Consider the following 16,555-nt stretch of genomic DNA (forward strand, 5'->3'; position numbering starts at 1 on the left):
TCCTGACTACTTTGCGTTCGAGACAGAAGGCAATGTTTGAGATCCCTCAGGCCTATGGCGAAGCTATCGCTGATGCTACTAGCATCGACAGCCTACTCGAGCTGCTTCTAGCCTCCACTGAGCGCTTCGGAGTGACCGGCGTCTTTATCGCTGACCTGCCGAGCCGAATGGAAATCCTCGAGCCTCATATCCAGCTACGTGGCTGGAATGATGCCTGGATCAGATATTATAATGAGAGAAATTATGTCCATATAGACCCGATTGCCCAACTGCTTCGGGAAAGAGCGACGCCGTACGTCTGGAGCGAGGAGTGTGCGGTTCAGCCGCTCACCGCAAAACAACGAAAGCTCATGGACGAAGCAAGGGACGCAGGACTGATTGACGGCTTCACGGTCCCGATCCACGGTCCGCAAATGCGCACAACCTGCGTATCGTTTGCGACGGGCGCCAAGCCGCTGCAGCGAAGCGATCGGCACAATCTTCATTTCATGGCGTTACTCAGTCATCAGCGTGTCGACCAAATGATACACGCGAAAAGACCTGCAACGGCGAAAGAGGAGCGAGCGTGCGTGCTCGCGCCGCGCGAACTGGAATGCCTACATTGGGCGATGCACGGCCTGAAATCCAAGGAAATCGCCTTTGAGGCTCGTCTTTCCAAGCGAACCGTCGATCAATATCTTCGCAACGCGATGTCGAAGCTTCGCGCCGGCAGCCGAACAGAGGCCGTCCGCATCGCGATATTGAACGGTTCGCTAAAGCCAGTATGAAGTAAATACTGTACTAGAACGGCATCGCCAATACTTCTGCAAAATGATCGGTTGGTCTCCCTACCCGAGGAGACCATGATGATATTTGCGTTCTACGAGGATTCAAAACTGGCGACCCCCAGCCTTATGGATGAAATCTACGATCTTAGATATAGGATCTTCGTGGAAGCGCTTGCGTGGTCAAGCCTTGTCAAGCCGGACCGGCGCGATCGGGACCAGTTTGATGGTGATGATGCGCTGCATGTAGTTGATATCCACGACGGACGGGTGATGGCGTACTCGCGGCTTCTTCCGACGACCAGGCCGCATCTCCTGTCGCACGTGTATCCGGAGCTGGTGCGGGGGCGATCATATCCGAAGGCGCCGGACATCTTCGAATGGACCCGTCTTTGCGCCAGGTCCGAGATCGGAGACGGTGACGTTCTAGCCTCGCGTCGACTGATGGTCGCCATAGCAGAGATCTGTCAGTACCTCGGCATCACGGGTCTTATCGCGCAATCCAAACCGGGTTGGGTACGGCGGCTGAACCGGCTTGGATGGAATGCGCAACCACTCGCCGATCCCGTGGTCTTTGATGGGCGACCGACCCTTGCGTTGGAGGCGAGAGTCTCTGACCGTACGGTATCTACATCGCGCAAATGCTTGGGAATCGACACTGACATCTTGGACCAACCATCCCTCCGAGACCTCGCCGCTTCCAAAGCAAAACGTCACATCTGCGCAGGAGCGCTGCGCAGGACCGGGGTACTTCACGCGCAACGAGAGATTGTACCCGAGCCGTTAGATTTATGCTCCTTGCAGGTGGACGGCGCCAACCGCACCTACAGCGCGGCGATGCCGGTGACCTAACCAGACCTGTCATTCCGAGCCCAAGTTGCCTTCTGGCTGTTGGCTACAGCGAGCCGCCCGCAAGCACCTGCAGGCGGTAAGCCCCGTCCAGGGACGAGCGCTCGGCAGTTCGAGTGCCGATCAGCAGCTTGCGGTCCGCCGCGCCAAGAGCGTGCCGAGCCAGCGTTCGCGCTGACAGCTGTGCGATCGACGATCGTCACCGCGGAATGGCTGGGAGCATTTGCCGATACTTCGCTCTCGGGCGACAGGAAGCGCGGGCTGACTGCGATTGTCGCACCGGACGGCAAGCCGGGCGCGATCGTCTCGGACAAAGTACCGAGCTCACCCGCAGCGTCATGATGAACCGGATGCAGAGATCCGCGACGAGTTCTTGAACGAAACGCTGTTCTTCGACCTTGCGGTTCGGCTCGCTGACAACAACAACCTGCAACCGCATTCATCCAGCACAGCAATTCGCCCAGCCGCTATTGCGGAACGCACATCAAGAGCCGCATTGCTAACCGGCGACCCACCTCGCGGGATACGACCTCTCACGCCGACTTTCGACAGAAGTATACCCCCGTGAGAACCAATCCAACTGCAGCAAAAATGCTCATCGAAAGCTGCTCTCCCAGAAAGATCACGGCTATCAAGAGTGATACGATCGGCTGTCCGAACTGCAGAGGCGCAATCGCCGAGACGCCTCCCTTGTCCAAAGCCCAGAACCATGCGGCGAATCCGATCAAGGTGCAAAAGACCGCAAGAAAGAACAGGGCCCCTCCTCCTACGACCGTCACCCCGGAGATCGCCTCCAAGACAGAGGGCAACAGCGGCGTCACAAGAGCAGCACCGAAGATGATCGACCATGCCGTCGCTCCGAACAGGCCAATTCGCGCAGATGCGCGAGCGCCTGCCACATATCCAATGCTGACCGTAATGGTGCCGATGAGAACGATGACGTCGCCCACCATTGTTCCACTGCCGAAGACATCGCCGTTCGAACGAGCGCCGATCAGAAACGTCTCACCACACAATGCCATCGCACTTCCGATCAGCCAAAGAGTGCGGGGAAATGTCCGGGACAGCACATGCTGGATGATGGATGTAAACACCGGAGCGCAAGCCAAGATGAGAGCCGCGTGCGAAGTCGACGTTCGCGAGAATCCCAGACCCTGCAGAAAGAACGAACCACCGAACCCGATCATACCGTTGATCGCGACGGCGATCCAACCTCCCCTATCGGTCGGAAGCGGCGGCCGAAGCAGGAGAACCATTGGTAGGAGGAACATCGCGGCCAGGAGAAGTCTGGACGGCCCGATCAACGATGAGGGCATGTCATGGGCGACCAGTACTGTCGCGGCCGGAGTCGTTCCCCAAAACATGACTGCGATCAGCCCCAAAACATAGGGACCGGATCGACTGGATCCTGAGTCGACCGGCGGCAACGGCGCGCCCGAGGAGTCGGCTTCCGTATCACCCGATTTGACCAAAGATGCGTCCTCGACCGCCATGTGACTGCCCTGTCAGCCCTACGGAATAAATCTCATGAGAGTCGCGCCTTCACGCTGCAAGGCCAACTCATCGCCAGCCAGCGTGATCGACTCGCCTTCGTTCCAAAGCGGCGTCAGGTTTCCGTAAAAGCGCGAGAAGATATGGCCAGATTGGCCGGTCGCGGTCATGAAGCGGGACCGATCCGGATCGCCGAGATCATATAGGGCTCTAAATGTCGGAACGTGTTTCCGCTCGAACGGGCGATCATGGTGCGGCTGCAGAGCACCTCCGCTGTTGAGCGTATACAGGTCCCCGCCACTTCCGACGCCAAGCTCGCTCAATGACCTGAAGATCGGTATCCGCGAGTAGAAGACGTGCGAAAGCGTCGAGATGTGCTCGTCTCCCCACCGCCATTTCGTCAGGTCAGACCCGCGGCGCCTCGAGAGCATCGCCATAGCTTCTTCGAGAGCCCGCGTCAGACATGCACGACATTCCAGATCCGTCTCTTCGCCCGAAGCGCACCATTTGGGATGCTCCAGGATAAGCTTCCTGAGGAGCGAAGCCGCACATGGCCCGACATACTCAAGCTTCACCTTCGCCTTGTCATCGATCAGCATTCGTCGGAGCGCCTGCATCCACCCGTTGAAAATGAGCGGTTCTGCCCAGTCCTTGTGCATCGTGCCGTCCCACTTCGAGAGCAGCGCGAGGGCTTGCCGTCCCAGTGGACTGGACGGGGTTGCTCGAAGCAAAATCGGCAGAAGATCCTGAGCGGCGAGAGATAGAATGTCGGCCTGCATTTCGGCAGATGTTTCCAGCGAGTGCAATCTGATGTTGTCGAAAAACTGCTGGACTCTTTGTGTCCGATACGGCTCTTCCCAATCGCATCCCATAAAGACATCGTGCCCACACCAGGCCGGTCGACCATTCGCATTATGGATATAGCCACAGGCCGGATTGAACGAGTGCGGCATCTGGTCGAACGGAACGTAGCCTGACCAGTCTGCATCACCTGTTGATCCCGCCGCGGGATGCAGGCCATATTCCGACTTGCGCACTGGGACCCGCCCGAGACTCATGACTCCGATATTGCCGGCGACGTCGGCGTAGAACATGTTCTGCGCAGGCGTTTCGTACAGCCGCAGACTATCCTTGAATTCCTCCCAATTCCGCGCCCGATTGAGCTTCAGAAACGCCTCGGCAGTGCGGTCACAATCTCCGAGCCCGCTGAAGGATAGCGCGATGACGCCATCGCTGCCCGCCAGCGCGGCAAGACGCGGGACAGCATCGGATAGCACCGGGCCATGCCGCGACTTGCGGATGGCGAATTTGACGTCGGGCCGACCTCGGACTCGAATCGTCTCTTCATGCCTGTCAAATGCGTGAGAGCCAGCCTGCGCAAGATATTTGGTCGGATCCGACGGATCCAGAGTTTCCACGAACAGATCCTGAACGTCGGACATCGCCGCCGTGGTTCCCCAGGCGATGCTCTCGTTCTGTCCAAGCAGGATCATCGGTACGCCTGGTACTCCGGCTCCCTTCACCCATCCTCCGGGGGTGACGATCCGGCATAAAAACCAGAGCACCGGCGACGACACGTCAAGATGCGGATCGTTCGCGAGGAGCGGATGGCCGCTCGTGGTACGCTCGCCGGCGACGACCCAAGCATTTGAAGCGCCATTGGCCAATCCGAGCAACGCTCCCATCTTGTCTGAAAAGTCGGATTGTCCGCGCGAGCCACCAGACCCACCCGATACCAATGGTCCGGTCTTGCCCCGCATGGGATCCGGATAAAACGGGCCGGCATCGACCGTTCCGATTCTGCTGGTCAACTCGGCTCGATTCAGCTCGGCGAGATAGTTCCGGCTCATTTGCCAAGCCATGAGCTTGCCCCACACGACTGAATCAATGGGAGACCATGGCTCCGGCCGGATTCTCAACCAGACCATCTCAAACGGCAGTTTGCTTCGGTGGGTCGACAAGAATGCATTGACGCCGTCCGCATAGGCCGAAAGCGTGGATTGAGTTTCCGGCGCAAGCGCGGCAAAGCTGGTCTTGGCCAGTTGGTAGAGACCTAGAACACGAATGATTTTGTCTGTGTCGACGAAATCCGCCCCGAAGATTTCGGAAAGTCGCCCCTGTCCAGCACGTCGGTGAATTTCCATCTGAAACAGGCGCTCGCTTGCGTGCAGGTAACCCAGGCACCGCGCGGCATCCTGAAAATTCTCCGAGAAGATATGGGGAACGCCATGCTTGTCGTGATAGATCCTGACCTCGTTCTTCAACCCGGCAAGCCTGCGTTCACCCGATCGCCTTGGCATCGCGCGCACGAAGATCGTCGCAACCAGCGCCAGCCCGAAAAGAAAACACGGCCCAACAACGCATAGCGTCCCTGTCACCACCGCGGCCGTGAAAGCAGGCATCGAAAATGAGTTGTTCAGCACGAACATCAGTCCGAGACGGCCGCCAAGCGCCGCGTCGCCTCCGCGTTCTTCTCTGACGGGGCGATATCGAGGCGAAGGCTCGGATCTCCCATCAGCAGGATCGGCTCATCGCCCAGGCACTCCTCGCGGACCAATCGGACTGATTGTCCGATCGCATAGCCAACCTTGAGAAATTCTGAAATGGCCGCTACGGCAGCTCGGCATATCCTGGCGGGCACGATGAGCAAATGATACGGGCCAATCGCGACGACGGTCATTTCTGGTCCACCGGCGAGGCTCCACAAACCTGGGCCGAGCCCACGACCGCACGCGCCTGTCGGCGCCTCGTACGACACAAGACCCACCGGATGGACCGCGATCGCCACTTGTGTTGGTCCAATGAAGTTCAGATACGAGCCGAGCAACGTCGACGAGAGAGCCGGCAGGTCCGCGGCGGTCAGGAGCCCGATAGCGCATCGGCGTTGCGCTGCCGATAAAACCGCCTTCGACAGTGCCCGATCAGCCGGTCCGATAATGGCAGTCACGCTCGATACGGACGGTGGGCAGAGAGAGGGCAGTTCCCCCCAATCGTTCAACTCGACCAGACGCTTGCAGGTCAGGACAGCGTATAATCGCGCCAAGACCAACGCCTCCGAGTCGACAAGAACCGCCACCAGGGTCTTGGACGAAAACCGAGCATTCAGATGCGCGAACCGACTGCCCGCGGTGATGGTCGTGCGATCCGGGCAGGCAGGGCGAGTGGGAGATGCTGTTGAAGTTGCCGAAAAGAATTCATCGTCATCTGACCGCACCTCGACTGTCCTCAGATGACGCGTAAACGCCTCATCGCGCGGCAGGTCGATCACCCGGTCGGGACGAGCCAGATACGGCAGATGCCCAGGGATCAGATCCTTTTCGAGAAGGGTCTCGAAAGTCACCCCGAATGCCGACGCGGTGTCACACCGATGAAACACGGTGTCGAACACCCATGTCAGATCGCTCTCGGTCCACGGTTCAAAATGAGCCGCCGCGCGTTCTGAAAGACTCTCCTCCGCCGCTGCATTGACACCAATGTCGTAGCGCATCGGTGTCCAGTCGCAGACAAATCCTGGCTTCTTGAACTTTCCTCCGATGGGAACGCACCCCATCGCCTGATACATCATCAGATTTGCGTCGGACGAATCCGCCCTGATTGACCTGATCCCATTTCGCTTCATGAGCAGAATAATGGCTCCGAACAACAGCCGCAGATGCGCTTTCCGGCGGTATTGCGCCGCGAGGCATAGGTAGCTGACATAGTACTCCTGCCAATCTCGGATGTAGGCAAGACGAACAGCACCTATCAAACGGTTGCCCGCAAGCAAAACGACATTCTTCGAATACCAATCGAAAATGACGTCGTGATAGGATCGCTCCTGAATCCCAAGCTCATCACAGAACACCTCGCCCCGCAGAGACCTAAGCGCGGCAAAATCGTCGGGGCGTCCGAAGCGCAGCTTGATATCATTCGTGACGTCGGCCTCGTCCGTCATGACGGAACCCCTGTCGGAAACACCTTGTCGATGTCGACGGAGCCATATTTCTTGTCCGCTACCGCGTCACCGCCGCAGCTTCCGCGCCGCATATCAACCCATGGAAGTGTTGGAAGTTCGCCCCCGCTTCGCTCTACGTAGCCGTAGTGCTTGTAAGACGTGTAGACGCGAAGAAAGTAGATCCAGAATGACGGAACGTTACAAATGAATTTGAACAGACCTATGCGCCGGATCTGCTCGAGTGGAGGTCTCTGGACCTTGAGCAGCATCTTCCCATAGAGATGGCAGAACTCCTTGATATCGAGCCTTGTGGGGAGCACGGCGTGCTGAAAATCGTAGTACGTCGGGTTCTTGTAAATGAGCGCGTCTTCGTTCTTGGCGTAGTCTGTCGTCCCCGGCATCGGCGTCGCTACAGTGATGTTCGGGATATCGACTTTTCGGCTGCGGATGTAGCTCGTCAAGTTTTCGAACTGTTCTCTTTTGTAGTCGACACCGACGATAAACAGGCCTTCGATCAAGACTTCATGCTTCTTGAGAATCTCGATGGCCCTGTCGTTGTGCGCCACGGAGCTGCCCTTTTCCATGGCACCGAGCTCGGAGTCGGAATAGCTCTCCAGACCCATCCGAAGGCGCTTGAGCCCAACCCGCGACCACAGCGCGACCAAGCTCGGGTCTCTGACAATCGCGTCCGCCCGACTGTAGAACAAGTACTCCTTCTTGATGCCCGCCCGAAGGATCGCTTCACCAATGGCGTGCGCCCGGCGCCCGTCCCCGAAGAAGTGGTCGTCTGTAAATATGACATACGGCTCCTCGATCGTCTTGAGGTACTCGACGATGTATTCCGGACTCCACGTTAGATACTTTCCGAGGTTCGGCCGCCACAAGTTGCAGAACGAGCATCTTGCGGGACATCCCATGGACGTCCTCAGGGCAGCAACCGGCTTCCACCAGAGGTGATAGTATCTGCCCTTATACTTGCCGAGGATGCTTCGGTCCGGGAGGGGGAGGCTGTCGAGATCGAAGGACTTCGGAACGACCGCCTTGCCGTTCGAGAAGAATTTGCCGTTGTCCTGCCAGGCAACGCCTGCCAGATCAGCTACGTTACGCTCGCTTTCCCGGCAGCGCAGGATCAGATCCCGGAAAGAGAGATAAGCCTCTCCCATCATGACGTAGTCAATGTTGGGGTCCGCAAAGTCGGACGGACTTAGGCTAGCATGGTGCCCCCCTACCGCAACGATGATCGAAGGGTCGATCTGCTTGACCAGCGCCGCCTGCATCCGCACGAGGTCGACATGCATCGTCCAAGACGTGAATCCGACGAAGTTTGGACGCAGGCGCCTTATCGTCTCGAGCAGGGCCAACGGGCGGCGATCAAGGCGCTGATCCAGCAGAGAAATGTCCACCTCATCCTTGTCCAGCATGGACGCCAGCACTTCGTACTGGATGGGTTCAACAATATAGATCCGGTCGTCTGCCAGATGAATTGGATGATAGTGCTGCGTTACGAACAGGATCTTGTACTTGGAATGCGTCATGTATCCGCCCTCGCCATGCCTGATGCCGCATCGTCACGACGCGCGGTGCGTCCGCCTTTACTCCGCCGGAACCGACCGCTGATTCGTCATGTCTTTCGGATTGACCGCGTCGTCCGTCATGCCAACGATCGGAGATCGCGCGGCCCGTTCATCGTACGGAAGCTCGAGAGACGCCCAGACATCAGAGAGAGCGGCGACCAGCAGGTCGATGTGCACGTCTCGATGGGCCGGTGTCGGAGTCAGACGAAGCCGCTCCGTGCCCTTGCTCACAGTCGGATAATTTATAGGCTGAACATATATCCTGTGTCGTTCCAACAGCATCTGGCTCGCGGCGGTACATTTCTGCGCGTCGCCTACCACGACCGGGATGATATGCGATTCATTGGCCATGACCGGCAGGCGCGCGGCCTGAAGCGCACGCCGGACCCTGCGCGTCACCGCTTGCTGTTGGTCGCGTTCGGCCTTGGACCGGCGCAGATGCCGTACCGCCGCCGTTGCGCTCGCGGCGACGTGTGGCGGTATCGTCGACGTGAAGATGAACGACGGCGCATAGCTTCGGATTGAATCGACGATCGATGCATTTGCGGCGACATAGCCGCCAAGCGATCCGAACCCTTTGGCGAGCGTACCTTGAATGACGTCGATCCGATCTGCGAGGCCGTCTCGATCGCAAATGCCCCCACCTTGAGGTCCATACAGCCCCACGGCATGAACTTCGTCGATGTAGGTCATGGCACCGTACCGTTCAGCGAGAGCAGCGATCCCGCCGATGGGCGCAATACTGCCGCTCATCGAATAGAGACTTTCAAATACGATGAGTTTTGCGCGATTGCGGGGCTCCGCGGCAAGCAGCTGCTCAAGATGCCTCACGTCGTTATGACGCCAGATCTTCTTCTCGCATCTCGAGCGGCTGATACCCTCAATGATCGAGTTATGGTTGTCCGCGTCTGAAAATATCACGCAGTCCGGCAACAGAGTCCCGATGGTGGAGATTGCTGCGAAGTTCGATACCCAGCCTGACGTGAAGACGAGCGCCGCCTCCTTTCCATGCAGACTGGCCAGCTCCTGCTCCAACTCTACGATTTTTTGGTGCGTGCCGGAGATGTTCCTTGTTCCTCCCGCGCCCGTGCCAAAGCTCCGGGACGCTTCCGTGGACGCTTCGATCACATCCGGATGCAGGCCCATGCAGAGATAGTCATTGGAGCACCAGACGGTGACGGGCTGTGGTGCTCGTGTCTCGCCCGGCGGTCGCCAGAGCGCAGTCGGCGCAGTCTCGGGATTGCGCACCAGAGTGGCAAATGTCCGATATCGCCTTTCCTCACGAAGAGCGTCGATCGCCCGGACAAATATGCCTTCATAATTCATCATCGCTGATTCCACTCTATTGAGCGAACACATCGTCGGTGAAGTCGAGGTGGCTTGAGATAGAGCTCCGAGCGGCGGTGGATGACACGGTGATTAGCAGGCAAGCAGCGCCGCGGCGAACGGCACCGACGATGAACGCCGAACAGGCGGCGTGACGTAGGGAGGATATCCGTCGAAGACGCACTCCTTAACTTTGTGACACGATACTGAACGTCAGGGAGCCGCGTCGAACATTCGCAATATCGCGCCGCATCCTGCTTGGCTCTCGCTCACCGACGCCATCCTTTGTGATTTGTCGCCTTCAACGCGAAGCAGAGCGAGCCCAATGCCCTGTCGTCCATAGCTACCGACGACCACCGCGGGCGGCCATATCCGAAAAATACGGTATCGATACTTCCATGGCCCACAGGCACCGTACAGAACGACGGAGGCAGTCGCGACGCGCGCGATGCATAGCCGCACGTCCTCGGGCGGGGGGATCCGCCCTGGCTCTTTCAGCACCGAACTTGAGGTTGCAATGAATCTGTCAGCAAACTGCACGCCCACAGACACCGAGCTGCGCCTAGTTAGTCACATTGGCGGCCTGTCGCAAGCCGCCATCGATCAGCTGTCACAAACGTTCAGGAGCAATCACGTCGCTGTCATCGATCAGCTTCTTCCGAAGGATATGGTCGAAGCGCTCACCAGCGAAGCCAATATCCTGCTCGACCGGGAGTCGAAGCGGCGAAAGCTGACCATCAAGGAAAGCGGCAACACACCAAGAGCCTACAGCAGCGTCGGGCGTGACGCTATTTGTCAACATGACGGGATTATTCCGGCCATCTTCAATAGCGACGCGGTTCTCTCCTTCCTCCGGAAGCTCGCCGGTGAGAACATTGAACGGGTTCCTTACCGACCCGAGGAGTATATCATCAACAGCCAGTGCGAGCCTGGCGACACCCATGGATGGCATTGGGACGATTATGCCTATGCCCTCATTTTTGTCATTGAGGCTCCAGATCCGCTCCTCGGGGGACGCGTCGAGTACCTCTCGAACGTCGAATGGCAGAAAGGCTCGACTGAGCCATACCTCCGGCGGGTCCTGCAAGACAACGTCGTTCGGTCTCTCTACGTCAACAGCGGACATTGCTATTTTATGAAGGCGAATACGACACTGCATCGTGTGGCGCCCCTGACGGGATCTACCAAGAGAACCGTTGTGGTCCTGACGTTTGCGTCGCCGGAAGACATGGTGTCGGATTCCATAACGCACAACTCGATGGAAGACATCTATCCAGACGATACCAGGTCTGATGACGCAACAGTCGAGACGGCTAACGTCGAATGACGGTCGGCGTCGAAGTTGCCGGGCTTGGAACCGCTGCGTGCCTGGCGATCAGTAGCCTCATTGCCGCTGACGTCAGTCGCACCACAGGTGTTTTCGAGTTCACGAAGACGCGAATGATCTTCGCGTCTTTTTTCATGCTACCGGTGCTGTTCATCGCCGATGTTCCGCTTCGCGTGAGTGTCGCGGACGCGCTGACGCTCGCGGCATCGAGCCTCATTGGAATTGTGGTCGGCGACCTGTCTCTCATTGCCGCCATCAGCAAAATAGGGCCGAAGAAGACCAGCATCATATTCTCGTCCAACGTCGTTATCGGCGCCGTGCTGGAGGCTGCCATCTATCACAAGAGGACCACGATAGAGGCGGGAGTTGGTATTCTTCTTGTACTGACTGGGGCGTTGATTGTCATTGCCTTCAGAGGAGGCGCCGGCGCTCCCCTGAATGGACATCTCAACGCCGAACGTCAGAACACGGGCGTCGCATTGGCGGTTCTTGCAGCCGGATGCCAGGCGATCGGCACGCTGATCTCGACTCCCGTCGTAACGGCGGGAACGTCGCCCATCATGGCGACGACAATACGGTTCTGCGCAGCGTCCCTATTGTTTGTCATCATGGGCCGCACCCGCAGCGACGACATCAGGACAGACGCCAGCTCAGCTACCGTTTACGCCAAGATCGTTGTGAGTGCGCTCGTTGGAATGTGCGGCGGCCTGACGCTTCTTATGCTGGCGATCACGAGCGGAAAAATCGCAATATCGATGACATACGCGTCCTCGACGCCGCTGGTGCTCCTGCTTCTGCTCTGGCTTACGCGGGGTGAGAGACCGAATGCAAGTTCGCTCCTGGGCGCAATCACAGCAGTGGCGGGCACCGCTTTACTCATCTTCGAAGGGGCACACCAGCGATGAACGCCTTGCTCGACTATTCGGCTGTTGACGTCGTGTCCCTGCTTAGACGCGGTGACGTGACTCCGCATGATTGCCTTGATGCGGTGGAACAGCGCGTCGGCGAGGTCAACTCGACCGTCAACGCCCTGCCGACGCTCTGCTTCGATAGGGCGCATGATCGTGCATCAAAATTGATGCAGAAGCCTCGCGACGAGCGCGGCCAACTGTCTGGCCTGCCGCTGGTCATCAAGGACCTTCAGAAAGTGTCCGGGGTTCGATCGACGGCCGGATCTCTCATATATAGCGATCATGTTCCAGCCTTCACTGATGCGGTCGTCCAGCACATCGAAGACGAAGGGGGACTTGTATTTGGAAAGTCCAACGTCCCTGAACTCGGCGTTGGATTCAATTCTCTGAATCCGGTCTTTGACCCGTGTTTGAACCCGTGGAACGTCAAATATTCGCCGGGGGGATCATCTTCCGGTTCGGCTGCTGCTCTGGCGTTGAATATGACGTGGCTTGCTCATGGCTCTGACATGGGGGGATCCTTGCGCATTCCCGCGAGCTTTTGTGGCGTTGTTGGGATGAGGCCGTCGCCGGGGCGGGTCGCGATGGCTAACCGCGCATCCGTTGATCAGACGCTAGCCGTCCAAGGCCCCATGGCGCGAAACGTCGTCGATCTTGCAATGTTCCTTGACGCCATGTCGGGCGAGACCCATAGGGATCTGCTTTCCAAACCACGTCCATTGCGGTCGTTTGCCAGCGCGGCTGAAGTCCAGAAGTTGCCGAAGCGAGTCGCCTTCTCTGCTGATCTGAACATCGGCCCTGTGGACCCCGAAGTCGCTTGCATCGTGCAAAATGCCGCGGCGCGACTTCAGGCCAATGGCGTCGTCGTGGATCAGGCGTCTCCGAATCTAGATGGTGTCCAGCGATGTTTTCGAGTGATGCGTGCTTACGTATTGGCGTGCAGCCTTGGTAGCGTCCTGAGGAAGCAGGGTACGCTGGTGAGATCAACCGATATCAGGGAGAACGTGACCGAGGGGCTGAAGCTGACGATCGACCAGATGCTTGAAGCCGAACAGGCGCGGGTTCGCATCGTGCAGCATGTGGCTGATTTCTTCGAAACATATGATCTCTTGATATGTCCGTCGACAATCGTGCCGGCTCATCCGATCGATCAGCCGACCGTAGTTGAATGTGCAGGCCATGTATTCGATGGCTATTTCGACTGGACAGCGTTGACCTACGTTGCGGCCGTGGCCGGTCTTCCTGCGTTGTCGCTGCCTTGCGGTGTGACGCGGTCGGGTCTTCCAGTAGGACTGCAGGTGATCGGGCCGACAAATGGCGACCACGACGTCATTTCCTGTGCGGCCGCCCTGGAGGACATGCTGTCGTTTCACCAACTCGCTCCTGTTCGTGGAAGGTCGGAGGCAATGGCCTTGTCCGAGAACATCCAGAAGCTGGCGTAGCGGGTCGCAGCGACGAGGACGCCCGCTTCGAGACGAAGGAGATGATATGTCATTGCGTGACGCACTGCAGCCAGGCACTCTCGATCAAGCGATACGCATCCGCAGGGCGCTGCATTCGATTCCGGAGTTAGGGTACAAGGAGCTCAAGACGTCGGCGATGGTTGTGGAGTGTCTGCAAGCGCTCGGTGCCGACGAGATACAGACCGGGATCGGCGGAACCGGCGTGGTCGGCATCATTCGCGGCATTAAAGGGACTGGCCCCAGAAAGTATGTGGGGTTGAGGGCAGAGCTGGACGGCCTGGAATTGACGGAGCAGACGGGTCTTGCTTGGCAGTCGCAGAACAGCGGCTGCATGCATGCGTGTGGTCACGACGGCCACATGGCCATTCTGCTCGCTACCGCACGAGAGCTTTCAGCGAACCGTGAGTTTTCCGGAACCGTATGTTGCATCTTCCAGCCCGCTGAGGAGGGGGGAGCGGGTGCAAAAGCGATGATCGAAGATGGATTGCTTGAGAGATTCCCGCTCAGCTCGATCTATGCAATTCATAATGCGCCATGGCTTCCAATCGGAAAGATCGCCATCAATAGCGGGGCGGTGATGGCCGCGGCGGACCGAATCGAAATCTCCGTCCTTGGAGCGGGTGGCCATGGCGGAATTCCCCACCAGACGAGGGATCCGATCGTTGCCACCGCAAACATCATCTCGATGCTGCAAAACGTCGTATCGCGCTATGTGGATCCCGTGGAGGCTGCCGTCATATCTATCGGAGGCATTCACGGCGGAAGCCCTCTCAAGGGCAGCATGATTCCCGATCGGGTCGACTGTGTCGGCACGGTTCGTACATATTGTACGGACGTTCAATCGACTATTGAGAAGAAGATCCGAGATATCGTGGACCACGTCTGCGATGCCCATGATTTGACGGGATTGGTGACCTACAAAAAGCTCTATCCAGCCACGATCAATCATGCGGACCGCGCTGCTCTCGTGACCGGCGTTGCAGACATCTTGCTTGATCAAGACGACATCCTGAGCAACGTTCGTCCGAGCATGGCCGGAGAGGACTTTTCCTTCTTTCTACAAAAGGTCCCGGGGGCGTATTGCTTGATTGGTCAGGGGACGGACAGCGCTGCCAGCCTGCACAGCCCCTCATATGATTTCGACGATCGCAATATCGAGCGTGCCGCGTTGCTGTTGAAGCGCATAGCCCTTAGGGAACTGGCGTCCACTTGATGCTCCTCAAATGGAAAGACAGGGTACTAATGCCTTTTTTTCTGATTCAATTCGTGTTCGAGCTTGACCTCAATAGGCCGCCTGCGGCCGCCGCGCAGAAGAGCGAATACCGCGCAACGACCAAGACAACGACAGAATCCAACGTCGGCACCAAAGTGCAGGCAGATGCCTGTGGGACATTCAACAGGTTGCTAGAGGTCGCGCTGCATGAATATGCTCAGCGGGTCAATGCTGTAACCGCCAAACGGCGGAATTTCGAAGAAGCTGTTCTTTCGATACAATGCTATCGCGGAATGCTGCAGGTACCCGGTTTCCAAACGAATACAAGATAGCCCTGCCCCTCGCGAGGCCTGCACGATCGTATCCAGCAGATCTTGCGCGACCCCCAGCCCCCTATAGGCAGGATCTACATACATGCGTTTCAACTCACCATAGTCAGGTGACAAGACGAGGGCCGTGCAGCCAATCACCCTGTCGTTGATCTGAGCGACGAAGAATAGAGTATCGTCCTTCGCCAACTCATTCACATCGATCAAGTGGTTGCTTTCTTGCGGGTAAAGCGACGCATAATATTCGTCTGCGTCTCTGAGCATACGGACGACATCTGCGTGAAAGGGATTTCCCTTCGCGATCTCGACGCCTCCACCCTGCTTGTTCATCTCCAGCAACTCCATTGCACGCACATCGATGTATGACGATGATATCTTTCATGTCGTAACAAGGATAGCGAACTACACCGAAAAAGATAGAACGGGCACGAAGAATCTAGGCTCTGTTACCAAGATCTCGCCGAGCCAAGGCAGACGACTCGCTCGTCATCGCTCAAGCCCCGGCCCATCACCCGTGAGGCCATAGCCGCTTGCATCTGCGCTTCCCTCAACGTCTTCGATCAGATGGTGCAGGCAGGAAGTATGCCGAAGCCCGCACTCATTGGCGCTCGCCGAAGAGCATGGAACGTCGGAGAGCTTGATTGTGCCAATGATCGGCTGCCTTCGGATGACAGTGATTCTGACAGCGACGAGACGTGGAGTGATGCCGATGCCAAAATCGAAAGGGCATCCCCAATCCAAAGGCTTCTGTAGCGCGCGTCGGCTCGGTTGATTGGCCTTTCCGCGAATATGAGCAGACAAAGGCATATCTCGAAAAGGTCTCGAAGCGCTTGCGACCCGGCTACGAGCACAGCATGCAAGCCATCTGCGACGTGCGCAACAAAGGAGGCGAGCGCATCGGGTGCTCGCCGATCAAGAGTATCACCCCGCGTGCCGCTGATAAGCTCTACGAAATGTTCATCAGGGATGACGCGGGCGAGAGCACACTGTTTCGGCGCGGCGAGAAATTCGTTGGCCTGTGCCGCAGGGCATGGCGCGTGGTTCATCGACTGTACCCGGCCGAATTCGCCAAGGATATCCGGAATCCTTGGCCCGGAGTAACGCCGGTTACGCCAAGCGCACGGCTCCGCGCATCCTTGCGGCAACACGCAAACGACGAGCTCACGTTTTGGCGAACACAACGCAAACAGAGTTTCGGAATGCGGCGTCTGGCGAGGTGCAGAACAACAAAATCGTAAAAATGTAAGATACCGACTGGGCTCCGGAAATCTGGCTGGGGCGGGAGGGATCGAACCTCCGAATGGCGGAATCAAAATCCGCTGCCTTACCGCTTGGCTACGCCCCATCAGGCCCGTCGGATCGGCGCGGCGCGCG

General features: G+C 57.9%; 12 protein-coding genes and 1 tRNA gene. 6 read left to right on the forward strand and 7 right to left on the reverse strand.

From position 1 onward, the window contains the following. The first annotated feature begins 32 nt into the window (after positions 1-32). Positions 33-767: a LuxR family transcriptional regulator gene (locus ACQR13_RS24725; protein WP_315715569.1), complete on the forward strand. Its 735-nt coding sequence runs from the start codon at positions 33-35 to the stop codon at positions 765-767. A gap of 78 nt (positions 768-845) precedes the next feature. Further along, on the forward strand, positions 846-1,616 hold the full coding sequence (locus tag ACQR13_RS24730) for an acyl-homoserine-lactone synthase (RefSeq protein ID WP_434843936.1): 771 nt from the start codon (positions 846-848) through the stop codon (positions 1,614-1,616). 530 nt (positions 1,617-2,146) lie between these two features. Here ACQR13_RS24730 and ACQR13_RS24735 read toward each other — a convergent pair. Genes ACQR13_RS24735 through hemA form a run of 5 tightly spaced genes read right to left on the reverse strand, consistent with a single transcriptional unit; the run spans position 2,147 to position 9,938 of the window. After that, positions 2,147-3,106 (reverse strand): DMT family transporter, encoded by a 960-nt coding sequence (locus ACQR13_RS24735; RefSeq protein WP_434843935.1) that lies wholly within the window; start codon positions 3,104-3,106, stop codon positions 2,147-2,149. 18 nt (positions 3,107-3,124) lie between these two features. Continuing rightward, positions 3,125-5,533, reverse strand: coding sequence for a penicillin acylase family protein (locus ACQR13_RS24740; protein ID WP_315752037.1), 2,409 nt, complete (start codon positions 5,531-5,533; stop codon positions 3,125-3,127). Further along, positions 5,533-7,038 (reverse strand): hypothetical protein, encoded by a 1,506-nt coding sequence (locus tag ACQR13_RS24745; protein WP_315752038.1) that lies wholly within the window; start codon positions 7,036-7,038, stop codon positions 5,533-5,535. The genes ACQR13_RS24740 and ACQR13_RS24745 overlap by 1 nt, the downstream gene beginning before the upstream one ends. Next, the gene (locus tag ACQR13_RS24750) at positions 7,035-8,573 is read right to left on the reverse strand and encodes a B12-binding domain-containing radical SAM protein (RefSeq protein ID WP_315752039.1); all 1,539 of its coding nucleotides are present in this window, start codon (positions 8,571-8,573) and stop codon (positions 7,035-7,037) included. Before ACQR13_RS24750 ends, ACQR13_RS24745 begins: the two co-directional genes overlap by 4 nt. A gap of 57 nt (positions 8,574-8,630) precedes the next feature. Continuing rightward, positions 8,631-9,938 (reverse strand): 5-aminolevulinate synthase, encoded by a 1,308-nt coding sequence (gene hemA, locus ACQR13_RS24755; RefSeq protein WP_315752146.1) that lies wholly within the window; start codon positions 9,936-9,938, stop codon positions 8,631-8,633. A gap of 517 nt (positions 9,939-10,455) precedes the next feature. Between hemA and ACQR13_RS24760 the strand changes: the two genes are divergently transcribed. Genes ACQR13_RS24760 through ACQR13_RS24775 form a run of 4 tightly spaced genes read left to right on the forward strand, consistent with a single transcriptional unit; the run spans position 10,456 to position 14,852 of the window. Then, positions 10,456-11,265 carry a HalD/BesD family halogenase gene (locus tag ACQR13_RS24760; protein WP_315752040.1) on the forward strand — a complete coding sequence of 270 codons (810 nt, stop codon included), beginning with the start codon at positions 10,456-10,458 and terminating at the stop codon, positions 11,263-11,265. After that, the gene (locus tag ACQR13_RS24765; protein WP_315752041.1) at positions 11,262-12,170 is read left to right on the forward strand and encodes a DMT family transporter; all 909 of its coding nucleotides are present in this window, start codon (positions 11,262-11,264) and stop codon (positions 12,168-12,170) included. Before ACQR13_RS24760 ends, ACQR13_RS24765 begins: the two co-directional genes overlap by 4 nt. Continuing rightward, complete coding sequence (locus ACQR13_RS24770; protein ID WP_315752042.1) at positions 12,167-13,618, forward strand: amidase; 1,452 nt, start codon at positions 12,167-12,169, stop codon at positions 13,616-13,618. The genes ACQR13_RS24765 and ACQR13_RS24770 overlap by 4 nt, the downstream gene beginning before the upstream one ends. Positions 13,619-13,664: 46 nt before the next feature. Further along, a complete protein-coding gene (locus tag ACQR13_RS24775; protein ID WP_315752043.1) occupies positions 13,665-14,852 on the forward strand; it encodes an amidohydrolase in 1,188 nt (395 codons plus the stop codon). Between the two features lie 191 nt (positions 14,853-15,043). On the opposite strand, the gene ACQR13_RS24780 is transcribed toward ACQR13_RS24775, so the two are convergent. Both ACQR13_RS24780 and ACQR13_RS24785 read right to left on the reverse strand, forming a co-directional pair. Then, complete coding sequence (locus tag ACQR13_RS24780) at positions 15,044-15,511, reverse strand: GNAT family N-acetyltransferase (RefSeq protein WP_315752044.1); 468 nt, start codon at positions 15,509-15,511, stop codon at positions 15,044-15,046. Between the two features lie 940 nt (positions 15,512-16,451). Beyond that, a tRNA-Gln gene (locus ACQR13_RS24785) sits at positions 16,452-16,526 on the reverse strand. Positions 16,527-16,555: the final 29 nt, after the last annotated feature.

This window comes from Bradyrhizobium sp. HKCCYLRH3059, assembly GCF_051168035.1.
Lineage (GTDB): Bacteria > Pseudomonadota > Alphaproteobacteria > Rhizobiales > Xanthobacteraceae > Bradyrhizobium.